Here is a 20,825-nt window from a genome sequence, read left to right on the forward strand (position 1 = left end):
AAAAGTTTATAATAATTTTAATAATACTACATATACAGATAAGACCGGTTGGTCGAATGTACCTTGAGGTGCAAGAAAAACAGTACCAACCGGCTCTGGCTTAATTTATTATTTCCATAATTCCAAAAAATAATTGGGAAAGGTTTTTTGGTTTATAACATCTACAAAGTATGAATTGGAGTTGTTATATTTCTGATATGTTGATCCTGCCAATATATCCGCTAATTGTATTCCGCTAAAATTTTTAGAATGGCTATGGAATATGTCAAGTTTACGTATATTGGAGCCATTTCTCAATTTAACTTCAAAATATTGATTGAAATCCTCTCGAAGGAGAGCTTTATTCTTTGATTTATCGATCCTTACCTCGACATCGTAAGAATCTAATTTAATGTTATCAGCTATTGATCCGGCTACATAATTATACAACTTATTTTTGTCATTCTTTAAGTATGGGCTGTACACCTTTTCTTTGATTAGAATGCAATGGGTTGCCCAACATCCATTTGCATCATTTAGTTTTCTTATCAACCATTCTTTTAGTTCCTGACTTGACTTGTTAAATTTTATTTCCTTTGCTTTTGCTAACTCCTTTTTGAATTTATTCCTTCTGGCATTTGTAATTATCCTGTCTAATTGCTTTGGACATTGCGAGATCAATGCCGAAATTACCAGTACTTTAGAAGCTTTTCCCGACAGTCCGAGATCACCGCTTTCATCAATGTAGATATAATTTTTTGCCAACTCAGTATCAGACCCCATATCTTCTTTAAGCTTAGTAAGCCAATACTAAGTTAATAAAACAACTTTTGGATTAATTGCAAGAAGAATTTCAACAACCTATTAATTTTGCCTCTCTTTTCATGTTTAGGTAAAATGTTATGAATTCTTTGCCGTATTATCCATGAATGATTGTTTTTTTATTTTCAATTTCCACTTTTTTATTCTTTTCCTACTATAATTCCATAATTCATGCTATCATTCTCCTCTTTTTCATTCCTATCATGCACATGATATTGTGAACAAGGCACATGAACATGTTCTTAACCATCACCCTTGATACTGTAATTACAAATACATGGCCACCATGGAATATTGCCTTTATGATAGAATATGGTCTTTTGCATCTTGATTATTTCCTTGTTATTCGGAGATTTCTCCTTATGCTTTCAATTGTAAGTTTGTGATCTTTTACAGAACCATCCATTGTTGCATCTATTACCATGCATGAAACACCAAAATATCCATTGTCCTTGTGCTTAAACAGCGTGACTGTATGGAGAAGTGCTGTACTGCCAGATGGAATGCCTTCTGTACCATAGGATTCTTCAGGCCCAGGTAAATCTTTTATGTATGTTTTTTTCAGGTATAATGAAATTCTGCATAAAAATTTTTAACCATAACAACCGCGTAAAGGAAGGAAGAAACAAAGTGAGTATAGACAATGCCAGATTGGAAATATCGAGGCATGTAATTTTTTCAGCCATCATATTTTATTTTAATGAGAAATTACCATCTGAAGATGATGAATCTATGAGATCTGTTTCCCTCTTTTCAGGAGGCAAGGATTCTTTTCTGTCGGCTCAGATTGCAATGGAACAGGGCTTTGAAATAGTTGCTGCGATAACAGTTATACCTGAAGAATTCTCCTATATGTTTCATTACCCAAATGCACATATGTCTCACTATGCGGCTTCCCTGCTTGATTTGAAGGTCATTGAAACTTCAGAGAATGGTTTATGGGAACTGATTTCCGAAATGGTTGAAAGGGATCAGGTTGAGGCAGTAATATCAGGCGCCATAGCTTCTGAATACCAGAAAACACGCATAGAAGCTGCTTGTTCTGATCTGGGTATAATGTCGTTCACACCATTGTGGAAAAAGGACCAGGAGATGGAACTGCAAGAAATAATAATGAGAGGTATAAATCCCATTATCGTATCTGTATCTGCTGATGGGTTTGATATTGACGATCTTGGGATGAACATTGATATAAGTTATCTTGAAAAGCTGAGGAAAAAAAAAGATCGTTATGGAATAAACTTAACAGGAGAGGGAGGGGAGTACGAAACATTCGTCACAGGGTTAAGCCCGGGAAAAAAAGTGATTATAGAAGAATCTGAAAAGGTGTGGGAAGGGTCGCATGGATATTTGCTTATCAATAAGGCCAGAATAACAGAAACTTAGAATGAATAAGATCAATCAAGTGTTTTCTGTGAATAATCAGGCATGGCAAGCACATATCTTTTAAGATCCATTGATAGATTTATCATTTCCCTCAGTATTTTTAATGTAACATTTGGATCGGAACTCAATGGCTCCATCATCATATTGCTGGCAGGTATCTTAATTCCAGCTTCCCCCAGCCTTTCTATATATTCCATTCTTTTCTGAGAAGTTACACGCTTATAATTTCTGGGCAGTTCAACACCGCATCTCTCCATCTCCCTGAGAAACAGAGGCCGGTTGAAAAGGAAGAAAAGCATGCGAAGGGCATTGTCTCCAGCATTCTCCTCATCATAAATCATGGATGCTGAACCTACAGTTTCATAGATATCCTGGTGGTTGTTATAGAGTACAGAGTATATTCTGGATGGTTTGATCTCTTTCTCTTTGAGATATCCAACATCAACCAGTGCCCTTAAATATCCAGTAAGAACGAGACGATGTATAACTATCCCCTGATCCTCAAGTGATTTGTGAAGGCCTGAAATTGATTTTTCCTCTCTTGAAAGATCGGCAATTATGTGCTTCATTATTGTTTTCTCTTCTTTCAGGTTACTATTCATCAGATCCCTCTGTATACTTCCTGCAACAGAAGTTTGGATGATTGGATAATATTGAGGCATATCTTCTCAGACTGCCCGGTAAAAGCTCTGGGATCAAGCGTATGCTTTAATTTATCCTCAGAGATGTACCTCAATATTCCATTGGATATTAGGATTTCCTCGAATGATTTTCCTGTCTTATATGCCTCCATTGCAGAAGTCCTTACCATTTCATGAGCATCCTGCCTTGGAACACCATTTTCCGTGAGTGTGGAAACTATGTTTTCTCCCATGACCAGTGGATCAGAGGTCAGATTTTCCAGCATTTTTTCCTTCTTAATAACCAGTGTGGATATGACTTTTGACATTCTTTTGAGTATATAATCAGTCAATATTGATGCGTAAGGAATAACAAACCTTTCTGATGCACTGTTTGTAAGATCGCGCTCGTGCCATGTTACTGCTGCTTCATATTCAGAAATTATAAGGCTGCGAATAAATCTTGAGAGACTGACTATATTTTCAGAGTTAACAGGATTCACCTTATTTGGCATCGAGCTTGATCCAACCTGTTTCTCCATGTCGAAATATTCAGATACCTCATCAATTTCTGTTCTCTGAAGATTCCTTATCTCCGTGGCTATTTTTTCAAGTGTTGTGACGATGTTGTTGATTATGGAGAGAAATTCAATGATCCTGTCACGATTCACTACCTGTGTTGCCCCTGTTTCCGCCTTAATGCCCAGAATTTCCATAACTCTGTCCTGTATTTCCAATGCCGCATCTCCCAGAGAAGCACCTGTGCCTACGGGGCCGAGTATCTTTCCAGCTATGTACCTCTCCCTCCCCTGCATAACCCTCTGTAAGTGCCTGTTTACTTCTGCCAGATAAACCGCCATCTTAAGCCCGAAGGTTATGGGGCTTGCATGCTGACCATGTGTTCTACCCAACATTATGGTATGAATATTTTCCTCAACTTTTTTAAGTAATTCTCCCTGAAGTTCAATAATGTCCTCAATTAGAAACCGTGTGAAGTCCCTTAACTGAAGGGCTGTTGCCGTATCCAGTATGTCGTTGGATGTGACCCCGAAGTGAACATACTTTCCACCTTCGCCACTCACCTCTGTTAATGCCCTTATGAGAGCCATCATATCATGTCTGGTCTCCTCCTCGATCTCTTTGATTCTTGCCTGTTTAACTTTTCCTGAATCTACAGCTTCCTTTATATTCAGAAATGCCTCCAGAGGTATTAGATTCTGTTCTGACTCTGCCTGAGCCAGTGCAACTTCAATTTTAAGGAGGTATTTCAACCTTGAATCCTCATCAAAAATTGCCTTTACTTCCGGCCTGCCATACCTGTATTCCAGAGGAGAAACCACCATGAGTACATTTATGTGTATTAAGTCTTAAAATTTTGTATGGAACATTTGCCATTGACATATTACCATATCCCCACATTTTTGAGATCAGTGTGAAGAAATTATAAAATACTCATAAAAGCAATAACTTTTATAATTCACCATGCTGTTTAAGTGTTCATTGAATCTTAAAAAAATATTCAGGTGTCCTGGGAGGCGTGATCAGGACAGAGCAGTTGCTGAAGTAATAGGAACAATCCTAATCTTCGCAATTGTGGTTTCACTTCTTACCGCCTTTGTTATGTGGTATGTTCCTGACGTTTCAACCTCAAATGAACAGAACTATCAAGCAGCCTCCCAGTCCTCAATGATGTCAATCGCATCTTCCCTTTCAAGCACTAACTTTGTTTCGGGGAGTGCGGTTTCATTCCCTGTATCAATAGGAATAAAGGGAGTTTCGCCTTTTACCGGCCCTTCTGATACATCACTCAATTTTGAACCCCATGGTTTCTTTTCTTTCATGAATATAACATATACTGTTAACTATACAAATTCAACAGGGGTAAAACACACCTATACTGTTAACTTAAGCGAGTATTCATCAGGAACAATATTCAGTTCCGGCAACACCCAGTTCATTAATCCAGTCGATTTCATAATTCAGGATGGATATTTTCTGGCAGATTATGGGTTGACACAGCCCGCATCTGGTTATGGGCCGTTACCCATAGATGCAATCAATAATTCTGGATCGGTTTCAATTTCTTTGAGCTCGGTGAACATTGTTGGTCCAGATTTCTCAACTTCCGGTTATGGTCCCACACTTCTTGAACTCCTTACTGAGAACTCATCATATGTCCATTTTTCCAGGAATGAAAAATCGGCATTAAACGGAACAATTTCCTACGTGAACAGTATTTACCTGAACAGCCTGAACTTTACAGTAGAGACTCCATTTGTTTCTGCCTGGAATTTTTCCCTCTACTCACAGTATAATTCCTCAGTTCAGTATTCTCCTGTCAAGAATAATACCTCCTGGTATTTCAAAAACTTACCCCTTAAGACCATGATATATTCCGGAAGAATCTCGGTGGTGGATCTCCATTCAATGAATGTGAGTTCTATACAAACACGTTACGCAGACCTTGGGATTTTATCTATTTGATCTTACCTATCCCCATCCTGCATTTGAGAAAGAGTTTTCAACAGTTTTACTTTATTTTCTGCGGAGATTTATGCTTTAAAATATGGCTTTAGTTTTCACATGGAATTCCGGTATAGAATCCTAGGCACAAACTTTCACCCTTAATTAAGAATATCAATGACCCTAAAGAGTGCCTTTTCTTTTCATTTACACGATGGAATCTAGAAAGATTTAAGGCTTTCCGTTCTATATAATTTCATGGAACACAGATATGAACTCACTATAGATAAGATACTGACAGCCTCAGTCAGGAACAACCCTGACCAGATAATATCCTATCAGGGAAAGGAGAGCATTACATACGAGAAGTTTAATGAGAGAGTCTACAACCTTGCTTCATCCCTAATTAAGCTGGGAGTCCAGAAAGGCGATAAAGTTGCAGTTCTTGACTGGGATACAAACCGATACCTTGAAGCATATTATGCTGTCCCCATGTCTGGTGCAGTCCTGCACACTGTGAATATAAGATATCCTCCCGAGCTGATATATTACACAATGCAGCACGCGGATGACAGATATGTGATAATCAGGGATGAATTTGTGCCGCTTGTTGCGCAAAACAAAGCATTATTTTCTTTTGTCAAAAAATGGATAATTTATTCAGAGACTGGAAAAGTCCCTGAAACTCTTGAACCAGGGGTGAATTATGACACTCTTGTCAACGATGAAGCAAGAATAAAGTTACCTGAGATCAATGAAAATTCCATAGCAACCACATTCTATACTTCAGGTACAACTGGCCTTCCTAAGGGCGTATCCTTCTCTCACAGACAGATAATGCTACACACTCTCGCCGCAACCTCAACTCTCAGCGATCCCCCCATTAGCCTTAACAGCAAAGATGTAATAATGCCATTGGTCCCAATGTTCCATGTACATTCCTGGGGAATGCCTTATACCTCTATAATGAAAGGGATGAAATATGTACTTCCAGGAAGATACGATGTGCCAACAATACTCAAGACCATAAAGCAGGAAAAAGTTACACTGAGCGCAATGGTTCCTTCCATACTGTATATGCTCATCACCAATCCTGATGCCTCAAAAATTCTTGCTGATAACCATATGAAGATAATAGTTGGAGGAGGAACACTTCTGAGAGGTCTTGCGGAAAAAGCGAGAACCCTTGGAATTGAAACCATCGCCGGTTACGGTATGTCTGAAACTGCTCCCATACTAACCCTTTCAACATTTACAAAGAGAATAATTGAAATGGACGACCAGAAAAGAACAGATTATCGTATTAAGACGGGAGTTCCCATAAGTTTAGTTGACCTTAGGGTAGTGGGAAAAGATGGAAAGGATGTGCCCAGAGATTCCAAGACAATTGGAGAGATCATTGTCAAGACCCCGTGGCTTACGGATGAATATGTCAAGGATAGCGAGGGAACAGAAAAACTTTGGAAGAATGGATGGCTTCACACTGGAGATCTTGCGGTTCTGGATGAATATGGGTATATATCCATAGTTGACCGAGAAAGAGATGCCATAAAATCCGGAGGAGAATTCATACCGACATTAATTCTGGAAGATCTCATAAGCACAGCACCTGGTGTTAATGAAGTTGCAGTTGTTGGAAAGAAGGATGAGAAATGGGGGGAAAGGCCCATAGCATTTGTTACAGTCACACCTAAATTCAATATGGAAGAGGTCAAAAAGCATCTTGATACCTATGTGGAAGCTGGGAGAGTTTCCAAATTCTGGCTTCCTGATGAATATAGAGTGGTTAAGGAATTTGTTAAGACAAGCACTGGAAAGATCGATAAGAAACCTCTCAGGGAAAATCTATAATTGTTTTATTCTTTTCGCATTTTCATGCATGTATATTATTCTGATGACATTATAATTCCATGCAGGTGGGACACTGCCATCTGCAGTTTTCTTTATGGTTAAGATGGGCATCCAGCCTAAGGCTATCCGAAACTAGGGCGATATTTGAGACAAGATACAATATGATGATTGAGTATGTGTCTTCTATCAATTTTTTTTAGCACATGAAGGTGCAATGGAATACCCATTACTATTCTATCCCCAATATTGTAGGATGAGCCTTTTTTAACTTAAATCGTTTTCAATGACTCAGTTTTTTGTTTATTGAAAATTATTTTTTAATAAGTTCAATCTCGTTGAATTTGCCATCCCTCTGTAATTCCAAGTTTTGTGGATGCCTGCCTGAAACGATAAAGGAGGATCTGAGTTTTATCTAAATTTTAATTATAAGGGAACATAAGCCGGAATTCATCTGGCAATAATAATAGATTTAAAGATACTGCCGCACCTGGACAGGTGCTGAACTTATCAAACAAAAATGTTGTTGATAATACTCTTTATAAATTAAAGTTCTTCTACTAAAGATATGGTTTATGAATGTATAATGACCCCTTGTTTATTTTTAAATTTTATTTAATATTATGATGAAAGCCACAAGAGGTTATTCTAATTTTTAATTTCCTTTTTCTTTATCAAATTCATATCACCTTCTTTATAAAATGCGAATGTAACTTTCAATTGCCACACAAAGTTCAAAATAGCAGATTTAAAATCTCACTTCCTTCCCTCTATATTTAAAAGGTTTACTATGATTCTCCTGTAAATAGTGAATTTCACTAAACCGTAATTTTTGATCATACTTCGGATCAATGGATATGGAGATACAAATGGGTTCCAAACTGTTTTGATTAAATCCCCTCTAAAGCCGTAACTTCTTTTCACGTCTTGTCTTCTTTGAGCAAATCATTGAGTCTTGATCCTTTATCTACCTTTAAGGCGAATAGACCAACTATTATTATGTAAAGCCATGCGATCAGGGAAAAAGATCTCCCAAAAGAGTAGTCAGCAAATTGTATATGCCCTGTAAGGGCAACTGGAGATATTGGAGGAATTGCAACAATTCCAGAAACCAGATAAAGGATTAGGTTGAAAAGTGTGAAAATAATAGATGGCAGATACCATATTCTAAGCCCAAGCAGAAATACAACAGAGATGACTATAAATGCTGATACCTCTATTTCCAACCAGAAGGTAACATAGGGATATGTGGATGGAGAAGCATACAGATGCGCGGCCGCATCTAAAATCGCAAAGAAGAGGAGAGAGAATCGCAGGAATTTTATTTTCGAGTATCCTCCAGTTATGCTTTGTAGGAATTTATTCGTACAAATGGAATAATCATTTATAATTAAATATTTTGCATCCCTTTAAAATGCAGGTTATGAAATAAAACTTATAAAATCCAGTTCTTTGAAATAGTCTATTTGAACTGATTCAATTCAGTTCTTTCTTCCACGCGACCAAAGGAATTACCTCTGTGAAGGAATTTCCATCTTCCCTTGATCCAGTTCCAAATCATTACTGATAGACAGTTTAGGAGTTTCCGCAGTTGTTCACTTTAAACAAAACTTTCAGCGGGCTTGCTGGGATTCGAACCCAGGTGTTCGGCTTCGAAGGCCAACAGGATATCCTAGCTACCTCACAAGCCCATTACTGTAATGCGTGTCTTTTATTTACCATTATAGTGTGTTGGTTAATTTACAGTTCGACTTTTGGTTTCATGATCTGTCAAAATATCTAACCATCATACCTGACATCTTCTCTCTAGATTTTCCTAATGAAGTCCAAATTCAGTTTCCACGAAAGGCTTAACTTAAAATTCATCTCTTCAACCAAAATGATATTAACTAAAACCATTAGAAAAGAGTACCCTGTGTGGAATTATCATTATTGAATTTTAATCCATAATTTCCGTTTGCTTTCAGATAATCAAAAATGGTGTAAATAGATCTGGCGGGAAGGCTTTCTGAGAACTTTATGGTGGTGCAGAAATTAAAGCATAGGCTGCAGGATGTTTCATAACTTTCGTTGAATCTGCATCTCCCATGGTCATTAAATATGCAGTTCTCCTCCACAGACCTATTTTTTGCCTTTTGAGTTTCCATCGTTAATTCCTAATTTGGTTGTCAATCCCGCTTCCCTTATAATATTTATGGCAAGTTGGAATTTATCCCTGTTGTTATTTTTGAGATAATCAGCCATGAGGTAGATTGACTGGACGATGAGTGTACTGAGACCACCCTCTGGCCTGAATTCTGAAATTTTATCATTTATTTTCAGTCTCTCTCCAGTATTAATATAATTCAGGCATTCCTGGATACTAATTATTACATTGTTGTAAAGTAATACGGGAGTATTTGGCGGGGGAATGGTCTTAAGGAAACTTTCCAGCTCTTTGAATTCTCTTTTAAGATAGAGCCCCAGAACCCTGGCTATTTCAACCAGCCTGGAACCATAGAAATCCCCCACAAGGTCTGATATTTCTGTACCTTTTTGCAGTGATATCTGGTAATTATCAATTTCACCGTTTATAAGAAAATATATGGACGAAATTGAATAGAAAATTGGAAGGAACTCATCATTAATTTCATAATCTGCAGTCAAAAGTTTATCTGTATCGTGATCCCTGGTCTGAGTGAAAATCGAATCTATAACCTTAAGGATTGCCCTGCCAAGCGCAATACGATCTGGTATTTTCGTAAACTCAGCTATTGATATTGCCTCTTGAATAGCGGCTTTTGATTTTGCGTAATCAAGATTTTCCATGTAAAAAATGCTTAAAAATCTGTTAAACAGATATGCAAGATTTTTATCATTGGAGATGGAGACAAGTTTTATAGCCTGTGGTATGTGACTCTGACATAGATCGTTATCCCCTATCATGTGATATATCTCAGTTATATTGTACATTGCATATGCCCGGGTTGTTATATTTCCAGTTAGATACGAATCCTCTATAAGTTCCTTGAATATTTCTATTGCGTCTTTGAATTCCCCTTTAAAACTTTTCAGTATTGCAATATTGTTGAGGTTTCTAGAAATCTGATCCCATTTCCTAAGTCTTTTGTTTATCTCCATTGATTTATTGTAAAATGAGAGAGCTTCATCAAGATGGAATTTTTCTATGGCAAGATTCCCCATAATATTGTATGCCATTGCCATTAATCCCTCGTCCTTCTGTTCTGTGGCTATTTTCAGGGCCTCTTTTGCTGCCTGATCAGCCTCATTATGCTTTTTCGTTCTGTAAAATGTTTCGGCTTTTGATATTAAAATTCTGGATTTGTCTTTCTCAGAGAGAGATTTCTCCTTGAGGAGGGTGTCCGCAATCAACAGTGATTCGTCATCTCGCCCCAGTCTTGAGTAAATGTTTGAAATAAATATTCTTGGTTCTATATCCCCCTCTTTTAATTTTAAGTTATTATAACTCTTAATTGCTTCGTCATATTTCCCGGAAATAAAGTAAGATTGAAATATAAGCCGATCAATAATCATATTCAAATTATCATCGAAACGCCCCTGGATCTCCTTGAGAAATTCCAGGAGGTAATCCTGTGAATTAGACTCTGCGACTATATCCTTCCATGTTTTCTCAAGGATTGATGCTATTTTGGAATAATCCCTCATGAAAAAAAGAATACGCAACCTTGTCAGAATAGGAAGTTCTAGGAACTGATTAGTTTCACTTATCTTTGGCGATAGATTTTTTCCTCTCAACTTTGGCACGTTTTCGATTATGAAGTCACTTGTATTTTTTGAGCTGATACTGAAGTTGTGGTCACTCCTAAAAACAATTCCGGCCTTTTCAGCCTTCTTCATGTATTTCTCTACTGAATCCTCCTTCATGGATAACATATTAGCCAGAAAGCGAGGCGTTACCTCTCCCCCAATTATGGCTAGAATAAGGGTAAGCTGCAGTTCATTATCGCTAAGAGAATGAAGAAATCGTGTGTAGTACATCTCTATTCTTGGAGGAATGGGGAAAAAACGGTATGTGGCCTCTTCAAGTTCCTTATTGCTGTTGATGATTCCCTCCTCCTCGTAATAGGCAAGTACGTATGTAAGAAACTGGATATTCCCATTTACAAGACGATAAAGTTCAAGAATAAAACTTTCAGGAAGTTTGAATTTCCAGTGCTTGAGAACAAAATTAAAATCTTCTATTCCAACCTTCTGCAGTGCTATTATCTTGAGATAATCCTCAGAAACTATAACATCAAGGAAACGCTGTGAGCTGGTTCCTATCCTTTCAATATTCATCTCGAATGAACCTATAAGTTTGAAATTTGACCTTCTTGTCATCCTAGAGAGATATAGAAACAGATTTTTGGAAGATTCGTTCATGTTTTCGATTCCGTCCACAATTATGAGAATTTTTCTTTCATTTGTGTTGTCGAAAAGACTGTAAAAAAAATCAATAATTTCATTCATTGCCCTTCTTTTAGATATCTTCTCTATCTGGTTGATTATCTCATTGAACGATTGATATTTTATTATTTCATTCTGCGAATATGTCCTTGCCCGGTATACTTCAAATCCTTCTGCTTTTCCTGCTTCGCTGATCATATTCAGCAAAACGTTCCTACCTGATCCTTCCGTACCATATAGAATGAAACATTCCCCTTTATTGGGATCATTAACTAGCGAAGATCTAACATATTTAAGTGAATTGACCAGAGTAAGAACTTTTTCCATTAGCAAGCCTAATATCGTATACAATAGATAAGTGTTTTTGTACAATGGGTATGCATGGATAGTTTTCGATCAAATTCAAATCTTTACTCTTTTACCTGATTCCGTCAATTTCCAAACGCCAAACTCTTCCATATTCTTCATGATATTGAGTTGGAAAACCGGCCCATCCTTGCAAAGTTGGAAACCGGAAATTGAGCATGAGTCACATACACCTATTCCACACTTCATCATCCTCTCCAGGGAAAACTCTGCCTTTAAACCCATATTCTTAATATATTGAAAAACAGAGTTAAGCATAACTTCCGGACCGCATACATAGATCATGTCAAATGGGTAGAGATCCATCTCTTTCAGTGCATCCACCGGAAATCCCTTTTTCCCTGCAGTGCCATCGTCTGTCATTATTGTGGCTTTCCCAGGACTGAAAAGTGATGAGAAAAGTATTTCGCTTTTATTTCTGGCAGAGATAATCCCATAGGATTCCTTATGGATCAACGGCCTCAGTGCGGCCATTCCTGAACCACCACCTATAATCAGCCTTTTACCCTGTGTTTGGGTAAAGGGCTTTCCGTATGGACCCCTGAAAAATAGGTACTCACCCTCTTTATTCTTTATTATGGCTTCTGTCGTAGGACCATAGCTCTTGATAGTGATTCCCTTTTCACCTTGAATGTGTGAAAGAGACATTGGCACTTCCCCAACACCTGGTGCCCACACCATTATAAACTGACCAGGGAGTACAGTCTTTTCCCATTGGAAAAACAGCGTTACTACGGTTGGTGTCTGCCTCTCAACCCTGGTTATCCTAGACCTGATCATCACAGTGCTGCACCTACCATCTCTTCAACTGTTTCAAATTTTTCAGCTTTCATAAAATTTTTTAGATCTTCACTGATTCTCTTGAATATTTCCTTTCCTTCAGTATAGAGTGCAGTCCCTATCTGAACAGCCGAGGATCCTGCCATGATATACTCCACAGCATCTGTATAGTCTGAAATCCCCCCTACCCCTATCACTGTCTTTCCAGTCTCTTTCTTGACCTCATAGACATATCTGACACCAACTGGTTTTATGGATCTTCCTGAAAGTCCGCCGTATCTATTTGTGAGTATTGGTTTCCTGGCATATATGTCCACTGACATGCCCCTTACCGTATTTATGAGAACAAGTGCATCAGCCCTGTCAGCTGCCTTTGCTATCTCCAATATATCCGTTACATTGGGACTCAATTTGGCAAATACAGGTATTTTTATTTTTTCCTTCAGTTCTTTCACAATATCCTCAACAAGATCTGGATCACTTCCAACTTCGGAACCGAATCCCTTTACATGAGGGCAGGATAGGTTAAGTTCAACAGCCATTACCCCGTAAGATTCCATCTTTTTTGCAAGGTGCAGAAATTCCTCAGTGTTTGATCCGAATATTGAACCTATAAGGGGTTTTCCAGCCTTTAACGCAATTTTAACCTCTTCTCCAAAATTTTCTATTCCAGGGTTTGAAAGCCCAACAGCATTAAGTAGACCTCCACTAACCTCCACTACAATTGGGGGTCTGTATCCTGTGCGATCTTCCAGTCCTATTGATTTAGTTACAACAGCACCGGCACCCTGATCCAGAATGCTTTTCATAGTATACCCGTTTTCATCAAGTATGCCCGATGCCAGAATGAACGGGTTCTCGAGTTTCAACCCTTTTATATTCACAGAAATATCTAACATTGAATGAACCTGTTGGGATAATTTACGGTACATATCTAAACCTTTGCCGGAAAGATTTGGACATTGGTAAGTTAATTTCCCCTCTTTTACTATCCTTGAAAATCCAAACTTTCCATAAATTTGTCCTCAGGAAAGTTCCTGAGTATTATTTCGCGGGGTAGTCCTAGACCTATACCATATGTGTATATTTTTTTGTAAGGGTACATGATATTTCGCCTGGTCAGGAACATGCTTCCCCCCAGACTTGAGAAAATAGCAAACTTGTCTATGTCGAACATCACCAGATTCTCTGTTATCTCAATAAAGGATGAAATATCTCTATCCTGAATGTGCCCACCCAGAACAACGTTTTCGCATCCTGAAATCATTGAATCTATAAGATCACCCTGTCTCCTGGGAAAATTCATAACAGTTATCTGGAAGAACTTTGCAAATTCAGTATAAAGCTTGAAATTATATTTTCCTTCTTTAATGGCATCGAAATCTACAATGAAGAGTTCATCTGAGTCATCTTTGAGAAGCTCTTTAACATTGGAATAGCCTTCTATCCTTCTTGATGATATAGATACCGTGTTTATTTCCAATGGATGTGCAATTGAGTACAGTATTAAACAGTTTTCTTTGGGTGATTTAGAAAACGGACATATGAAAATACCCGTATTTTTGCACGTTTTTCAGAGAAACATATCTACCTTATTCTTCATGATTCGTATTACAGAGGAAAAACTAAAAGACAATACCGGAGGCTTTTTCATATTGTTAACTTTGCTTATAACAAGGTTATCATATCATACTTATCCCATGACTTATGTTGTTGAAAATAATTCTAAATATGAAATTGTTTCAGAAAATACGAGTTTCCAGGCATGAGTGAATAAGTCCACCGCAGAAGGGTTGGTGACCTGCCGTAAAAGACATGCAAAACAGGTCAGGCTTGAAATGTAATCCAGCAACCAAAGGGATCTGGATCAAAGCTTTATTGCTAAAGCCACGAAGTTTAAGCATCAGGGAGATGATAACTTCCAGAGGAGTCTTTTAAATTGGTTAATGGACCTAATGACCTGGAGTTATGGTTTGGAAGTGTGACCTCCTATACCTCAATAAAGAGTCTTCCTGTATAAACGGTTGCGGAGGTGAAAATAACAGGATCTAATGTCCTTCTATCTCAAGGTTCTTTGCCTACCACACTCAGCCATTAGACTTTATGGACGCAACTAAACATAAAGATTTCACCTTTATCCCCACATCTTTCAGAAGAAAATTCCCGATAAATTTTGTCTAAGCAAAATATAAATAAGGTGGATTAATGTTAAAATATGCAAGAAATAATGGGATCCGTGGACAACGCATTGACATATGAAAATTGAACTAAAGTCTGTCATCTGGTATTCATGAAAACTTATATGGTTGAATGCGAAGTTGTAAAAAAGAAAGAACTGTCAAAGGAACTCAGGAATTACATAAATACTGATCCATTGGCTTATGACGGGAAAAATAAGCAAAGAGACTATGAACTCATTTCAGGAAACAGAAAAGACCAGAAAAAGATCATCGAGGAGGCTGAGATGAGAGGAATGGATATGGAGAAGTCGCTTGACAGCGATATGGAAAACGATCCAGATTTATTCCATGTCTATCCATACAACAGCATAAAGAAGGTGTCTCTGATTTTGGCTAAATCTGGAAATTCTCCAAAACTCCTGATAGATACCAGTGATAAAACTCTTGAATACAGGCTTATGCATAACAGCTTTGAAAGTAATGCAAAACTTGATGAAGTTACACTGAGTAAATATAAATCTGTGCTGAAGAAGGTAATGGGGGAAAAGTTTGATATAAATTAGTAATAGTAAACTTCTACTATTTTTGATTCATGAATGGATCAATTGAGAAGAAGTGACATTCCAGAGTTGAAAGATGTTACTTTTTGGTGAACATTAAAACCTCTTCTGCACTAACAATTTGAGAAATTCCACTAAGTGGAGTGAACAGAAAAAAATTACAAATCAATAGAAATCCTTATATTTAAGTTTTGGTTATTTAAATATGTTTGAGACCTCCAGAACCTATACGTTTCATATGGATCGGCTTCTAGTCCCTATGGCAAAAGGAGAAAGATCAAGAAGGGTTCTCGATATTGCATTTAGTCTTTCGAAAATTTATAATTCGGAAATTATCGCTCTGACTATAAAGGATGAAAGCAGGGAGCTTACATGGAGCGATAAGGTACGTTTAGTAACTGACGCCTATGAAGAGGGAAAAGAACGCAATATAAAGGTTATCCCTCGTGTCAAGACTTATAGAACAATTAAGGATGGAATTGTAGCGGAAGCCAACTCCCATAATTATGACGCAATGCTTGTTGCGGTTCACAAGAGATCACCCCTATCAGCATCGGTGTTTGGTGGTATAGGAGATTACATTCTGAAAAACTCTAAGATTCCCAGCGCAATTATGAGTATCAAGAACTCCAATTTCCCCTACAGGAAGATCATGGTTCCCCTATCTGAGCAGGTCAATACCCGAACTGCTGTTTCTTTTAGTTTACGACTTAAGAAGGCTACCAATTCAAAACTTGTCTTTGTCGACCTGAGAAAATATGATAGAAAAGTCACTCACGGATTCAATGTACTTTTTGATAATATGGGTCAGATCTCCCAGATTTACGGTGATGAAATAGAGATCATGAAAAGCGGTTCTGCTACTTCAATAAGCGAAGAGGTTAAACGTGTATCATCAAAAATATCACCCGACGCAGTGGTCCTTGGTGTGACCAAGAAGGGTAACAACCTACGCCTTAACTCCAATATAAAATCAATCATAAAAGATAGTGTATGCGATCAGATTCTAGTTAAGAAATGATGAGGATATAACTCCATTTCCAATCATATAATTTATTATGGCAAAATTGAGGCTTACAACACTCACTTCATAGCTTCCAAAGATTGGGAAATTCTGAAATTTGTCTGAGTTTATGGTATGGTTCAGAAATGCTGAAACGGACTGATTTGAAATGTCTACATTGCCTTTTAAGGCAAGCTCGTGAATGCTGACTGCTATCCTTGGAATCTGTATTATTGCACCCTGGAGTGGAATGTCCGGGTCCAGACCTGAACCAGAATATGATACCATGGCATAGGGAATCTGCGATACATTTATTGTTGGATTCTCTTTGAGAAACTGTTGAATCAATGCTTCAGTCTGATTCAAGAGGGCAGGATTTCCAAGAGAGTAACTGGTACTTCCAGATTCCGATAGATTGTAGTCTATTGCGGATGGCCTTGGTTGGAAGAAAAAAGAGTTATTGAAAGCTCTGGCAAGCATAGCTGAATCGTAAACTGTTCCATTGATTTCAACCGGCTCTCCATCAGACTGCCAGGGGAGAGCCTTATCTGTTATCACTGCTGTAACTGTGGGAAAGACAAATCCAAGGAGGAATAAAAATAGCAAAACAAATACTGCGCTTTTCCAAATAAATCTGTATTTGTGGTCTTTTTTTACCATCTCACGCCTCCTGCACTCAATATAATGTAAATAATCTTTATAGCAATAAAGGGAAGCACCACTCCTCCAAATCCAAAAATCAGAAGATTCCTCTTGAGGAGGCTGTTAAGGGAAGACGGCCTGAATCTTACCCCTCTGAGAGCCAAAGGAATAAGGAAAGGAATTACGATTGTGTTGAATATGAGGGCTGCTGTTATTGCAACTATTGGATTCTGCAGATCCAGTATATTTATGAATGCAAGCTGAGGCATAAAGAAAAACATAGCAGGTATTATGACGAAGTATTTTGAAATATCATTTGCAATACTGAAAGTTGTCAGCGCGCCCCTGGTGATAAGTATCTGCTTTCCTATGAAGATTACATCCATCAGTTTGGTGGGATCGCTGTCGAGGTCTATCATGTTTGCAGCTTCTTTTGCGGGCTGAGTACCATTGTTCATAGCCAGACCAACGTCAGCTTTCGAAAGGGCCGGTGCGTCGTTTGTTCCATCACCCACCATGGCAACCATCCTCTGTTTTTCCTTCTCCCTTATGACCACTTCATACTTGTCAATTGGCGTGCTGTTGGATATATATTCATCAATTCCGCTTTCCCCTGCTATGTATGCTGCAGTAACCTCATCATCACCTGTACACATTATGGTTTTGATGTTCATTGACTTCAGGCTGCTCAGTCTCTCCTTGATTCCAGGTTTAAGAATATCATTGAGTTCAATAACACCTGCAAATTTGCCATTGCTAACTACAGGCAATGCAGTCCCACCTCTGGATGATATCTCTTTGCACAGTGCCTCTATGAAAGTGTCCTGAAGATTATACTTGCTCTTGAGTGTCTTCAGTGCACCTTTGACCACATAATCGTCTCCTTTGAATATGCCTGAGTATCTTGTTTCTGCTGAGAAAGGCTCAAATCTGTACCCCTCAAGTTTTTCAGGAAGTTTTGGATTTTCTCTCTTTGCCAGCTTGACAATTGACATCCCCTCCTTGGTCTGATCCTGAAGCGATGACAACAGACACATTTCCTGGAATTTCTCGTAACTGATTCCGGTATTTGGATAGAATTTTGTGGCCTCCCTTTCACCCATAGTTACAGTTCCGGTTTTGTCAAGTATTATTGTGTCGATATCACCCGCATTCTCAACAGCTCTCCCACTTTTAGCAATTATATTGAATTCAGAGACTTTATTTATGGCCGCAACTCCAATAGCAGGAAGCAGTCCGCCTATTGTGGTTGGTATCAGGGCTATAAGAAGGACGATAATTATCATAATATCAATTGGAGACAGGAAGAAATATCCCATTGAGAATATCAGGGCGGCAACTATAACAAACACCAGTGTTATACCTGAAAGGAAGGTTGTCAGTGCAATTTCATTTGGAGTCTTCTCACGCTTGGCGGAACTGACTATTTCTATCATCTTGTCAATGAAGGTTTCCCCTGGATTTGAAGTGATACGTATAACTATATGATCAGTGACAAGTGTGGTAGTTGCGGTTACACTGTCACCCAGAACTTTCAGAGAAGGCCTGGATTCACCCGTAATGTTTGCTTCGTTGACATATCCTGAACCCTCTATTATCTCTCCGTCCATGGGTATTGTTTCATTCTTGTTTACAACAACAATGTCATCCTTCCTCAGTTCCGAGGATTTTACGTCCTGCAGTGTCTCTCCTTTCTTCAGGTGTGCAACAGTCTCCTTCTTAAATTTCTGAAGGGAGGATGCTATTGACTGGCTTTTCCCTTCTGATATTGCCCATGATAAATTAGAGAAGAATACGGTGAGGAAGAGGAGAACGACAACTGAAATGTAAAACTGCATGTAATCTGGGGACGAAGGAAGATTGAATGCAGATGGAAATATGGTTATAAAAAATGCAACCACTGTGGAAATCTCTGTGAGAAACATAACTGGATTTTTTACCTCGCGATCAGGGCTGAAATTCTTAAGCGTAAGTACCAGTATTTCCAGATATTTCTTCATCTGATGAACACCCCTATGAACAGATTAAAATCCTTGGCAAATGATAATACAGGACCTAGAACAAGCGCCGGGAAGAATGAAAGCAAGCCCAGGAGAACCATTATGACAAGCAGAAGGAATGCGAACGTATAGGATCCCGGATCAATGGTCCTTCCGAATTCTATCTTTGGTGATTTATTGGCAAATGACTGCCCAATAACAAGCTGGAATCCAATAAGAAGAAATCTTCCCAGGATCATTATGACCCCATCAAGATAGTTGAAATAAGACTGGTTTGTAAAGAAACCTCCAATTTCTGATCCATTGTTTGCGGCTGAAGTACCAAACTCGTAAAGCAGGGATGTGAGATCTGACGACTTGCTGTTTATGAATGTTTCAAGAAAGTGTGGAAGTAACAGAGTTACACCAAGGGGAATCATCACCAACAGAGGATGAGTAATGAGGCTGAGGGTTGAATACTTGATCTCTTTTGAACCTATTCTGAGGCTCATAAGTTCCGGCAATTTTCCCACAATGAGTGAGGCTATGAAAACGGTGAATATTACGTACATGAATATGTTTAGAACTCCAGTTCCAACTCCTCCAAGAGGATCGTTGAGAAGAAGCGGAATCATGACTCCAAGAAGCCCGGAGGGGGTATAATTGAGGAGAGCACCATTGGCCGCACCTGTTGATGTTATAGTTGCACCGGTTGAAAAAATTGATGACTGTGCTATACCAAGATAACTTTCCTTGCCCAGCAAATTTCCCGTATATATCAGACCTAGGTTGGACATAGAAGGAATTCCTATATATTCGCTGAAAAATACCAAAAATGCCGAGAACATGAAAATAGCCATTATGACCGTGAAAAGCATTCTTCCAAACCTTGGTTCCTTCAGTGCTTTTCCCAGTGCAAAAATAGCACCAAGAGGTATAATGGTAAATGATATGACCTCAAGGAGATTGGAAAACCAGTTTGGGTTCTCAAATGGATATGCTGCATTTGCCCCATAGAATCCCCCACCATTTGTTCCAATATTCTTGATTGCCTCAAATGTCCCTACCGGTCCAAGCTGCACGTACTGAAAACCTGGAGCTATGAGATTATGCACTGAAAGGTAAGACTGTATTGTCTGTGGAACCCCGTCCAGTATGAGGAGAAGGCTTACAATAAGTGTCAGGGGGAGAATGAGATAAAATATTGACACCAGGAAATCATGAAAGAAATTTCCGATTGTTCCCTTGTCAGTAAGTATGCCCCTTACAAATGCCATTGAGGCCGCAAAACCAGTACCGGCTGACAGGAACATCAAACCGGTGATTCCAAATGTCACGCTGAAGTAGCTTAAATCTGATGGGTTTGAATAGTGCTGAAGATTAGTATTTGTGAGAAAACTTACAACTGTGTTGAAAGTCAGACTAAGATTGAAATGGTTATTGGCCATAGAATATGGAAGAAAATTCTGAAAAAAAATTGCAATAAATACAATAATGCCTGCAAAAAGATTAAAAACTACAAGGACAGTGAAATATTCCCTGAACTTCATCTGCTTTTTTGCTTCATCACCAAACAGCTTCTCAAAAAATGACACAATTCGCCCGGATACTGGTGTCAACCAGGTTCTCTCATCCCGGTATAGCTTGGAAATATAGGTTGAGATGAGATAGGCAAAAACCGAGATAAGGGCAATATAGATAAGTATTATGAAAAACCCGGAAAGCTCCCTATTGGAGGCGAAAAATCCACTCCAGAAATATGTGTTACCTGAAGTGGTGGCATAGACCAC

The 20,825-nt window shown here is 38.5% G+C and carries 17 protein-coding genes and 1 tRNA gene; 5 read left to right on the forward strand and 13 right to left on the reverse strand.

The genetic code is table 11. The annotated features are described in order from the left end of the window. Positions 1-108: 108 nt before the first annotated feature. Entirely contained in the window at positions 109-744 is a 636-nt protein-coding gene (locus OXIME_RS04535) for a DUF3800 domain-containing protein (protein ID WP_393970671.1), read from the reverse strand. A 789-nt stretch (positions 745-1,533) separates the two neighbouring features. On the opposite strand from OXIME_RS04535, the gene OXIME_RS04540 reads away from it, so the two are divergent. Further along, positions 1,534-2,187, forward strand: coding sequence for a diphthine--ammonia ligase (locus tag OXIME_RS04540; protein ID WP_393970672.1), 654 nt, complete (start codon positions 1,534-1,536; stop codon positions 2,185-2,187). An 11-nt stretch (positions 2,188-2,198) separates the two neighbouring features. On the opposite strand, the gene OXIME_RS04545 is transcribed toward OXIME_RS04540, so the two are convergent. Together OXIME_RS04545 and purB are read right to left on the reverse strand one after the other, a co-directional pair. Then, positions 2,199-2,789 carry a hypothetical protein gene (locus OXIME_RS04545; protein ID WP_393970673.1) on the reverse strand — a complete coding sequence of 197 codons (591 nt, stop codon included), beginning with the start codon at positions 2,787-2,789 and terminating at the stop codon, positions 2,199-2,201. Then, a complete protein-coding gene (gene purB, locus OXIME_RS04550; protein ID WP_393970674.1) occupies positions 2,789-4,150 on the reverse strand; it encodes an adenylosuccinate lyase in 1,362 nt (453 codons plus the stop codon). Before purB ends, OXIME_RS04545 begins: the two co-directional genes overlap by 1 nt. Positions 4,151-4,289: 139 nt before the next feature. Here purB and OXIME_RS04555 point away from each other — a divergent pair, with 139 nt between their 5' ends. Both OXIME_RS04555 and OXIME_RS04560 read left to right on the forward strand, forming a co-directional pair. After that, positions 4,290-5,291 (forward strand): hypothetical protein, encoded by a 1,002-nt coding sequence (locus OXIME_RS04555; RefSeq protein WP_393970675.1) that lies wholly within the window; start codon positions 4,290-4,292, stop codon positions 5,289-5,291. Between the two features lie 237 nt (positions 5,292-5,528). Then, entirely contained in the window at positions 5,529-7,121 is a 1,593-nt protein-coding gene (locus tag OXIME_RS04560) for a fatty acid--CoA ligase (protein WP_393970676.1), read from the forward strand. Between the two features lie 917 nt (positions 7,122-8,038). Here the strand turns inward: OXIME_RS04560 and OXIME_RS04565 are convergent. The 7 genes from OXIME_RS04565 to OXIME_RS04595 form a co-directional block, all read right to left on the reverse strand. Continuing rightward, positions 8,039-8,344 (reverse strand): hypothetical protein, encoded by a 306-nt coding sequence (locus tag OXIME_RS04565; RefSeq protein WP_393970677.1) that lies wholly within the window; start codon positions 8,342-8,344, stop codon positions 8,039-8,041. A 391-nt stretch (positions 8,345-8,735) separates the two neighbouring features. Further along, positions 8,736-8,809 (reverse strand) — tRNA-Arg (locus tag OXIME_RS04570). Between the two features lie 207 nt (positions 8,810-9,016). Next, positions 9,017-9,265, reverse strand: a complete 249-nt coding sequence (locus tag OXIME_RS04575; RefSeq protein ID WP_393970678.1) for a hypothetical protein — start codon at positions 9,263-9,265, stop codon at positions 9,017-9,019. After that, the gene (locus tag OXIME_RS04580; RefSeq protein ID WP_393970679.1) at positions 9,240-11,852 is read right to left on the reverse strand and encodes a tetratricopeptide repeat protein; all 2,613 of its coding nucleotides are present in this window, start codon (positions 11,850-11,852) and stop codon (positions 9,240-9,242) included. Before OXIME_RS04580 ends, OXIME_RS04575 begins: the two co-directional genes overlap by 26 nt. Before the next feature lie 75 nt (positions 11,853-11,927). After that, positions 11,928-12,671, reverse strand: a complete 744-nt coding sequence (locus tag OXIME_RS04585) for a dihydroorotate dehydrogenase electron transfer subunit (protein WP_393972249.1) — start codon at positions 12,669-12,671, stop codon at positions 11,928-11,930. Then, positions 12,671-13,570 carry a dihydroorotate dehydrogenase gene (locus OXIME_RS04590; RefSeq protein WP_393970680.1) on the reverse strand — a complete coding sequence of 300 codons (900 nt, stop codon included), beginning with the start codon at positions 13,568-13,570 and terminating at the stop codon, positions 12,671-12,673. Before OXIME_RS04590 ends, OXIME_RS04585 begins: the two co-directional genes overlap by 1 nt. A gap of 89 nt (positions 13,571-13,659) precedes the next feature. After that, positions 13,660-14,154 (reverse strand): hypothetical protein, encoded by a 495-nt coding sequence (locus OXIME_RS04595; RefSeq protein WP_393970681.1) that lies wholly within the window; start codon positions 14,152-14,154, stop codon positions 13,660-13,662. An 819-nt stretch (positions 14,155-14,973) separates the two neighbouring features. On the opposite strand from OXIME_RS04595, the gene OXIME_RS04600 reads away from it, so the two are divergent. Further along, on the forward strand, positions 14,974-15,414 hold the full coding sequence (locus OXIME_RS04600) for a hypothetical protein (protein WP_393970682.1): 441 nt from the start codon (positions 14,974-14,976) through the stop codon (positions 15,412-15,414). Positions 15,415-15,616: 202 nt separating this feature from the next. After that, entirely contained in the window at positions 15,617-16,432 is an 816-nt protein-coding gene (locus OXIME_RS04605) for a universal stress protein (protein ID WP_393970683.1), read from the forward strand. On the opposite strand, the gene OXIME_RS04610 is transcribed toward OXIME_RS04605, so the two are convergent. Genes OXIME_RS04610 through kdpA form a run of 3 tightly spaced genes read right to left on the reverse strand, consistent with a single transcriptional unit; the run spans position 16,418 to position 20,825 of the window. Beyond that, on the reverse strand, positions 16,418-17,074 hold the full coding sequence (locus OXIME_RS04610) for a potassium-transporting ATPase subunit C (RefSeq protein ID WP_393970684.1): 657 nt from the start codon (positions 17,072-17,074) through the stop codon (positions 16,418-16,420). The two genes, OXIME_RS04605 and OXIME_RS04610, sit on opposite strands and share 15 nt — an antisense overlap. After that, positions 17,068-19,056 carry a potassium-transporting ATPase subunit KdpB gene (kdpB, locus tag OXIME_RS04615; protein ID WP_393970685.1) on the reverse strand — a complete coding sequence of 663 codons (1,989 nt, stop codon included), beginning with the start codon at positions 19,054-19,056 and terminating at the stop codon, positions 17,068-17,070. The genes OXIME_RS04610 and kdpB overlap by 7 nt, the downstream gene beginning before the upstream one ends. Beyond that, entirely contained in the window at positions 19,053-20,825 is a 1,773-nt protein-coding gene (gene kdpA, locus OXIME_RS04620) for a potassium-transporting ATPase subunit KdpA (RefSeq protein ID WP_393972250.1), read from the reverse strand. Before kdpA ends, kdpB begins: the two co-directional genes overlap by 4 nt.

This window comes from Oxyplasma meridianum, assembly GCF_038024865.1.
Taxonomy (GTDB): Archaea; Thermoplasmatota; Thermoplasmata; order Thermoplasmatales; family Thermoplasmataceae; genus Oxyplasma; species Oxyplasma meridianum.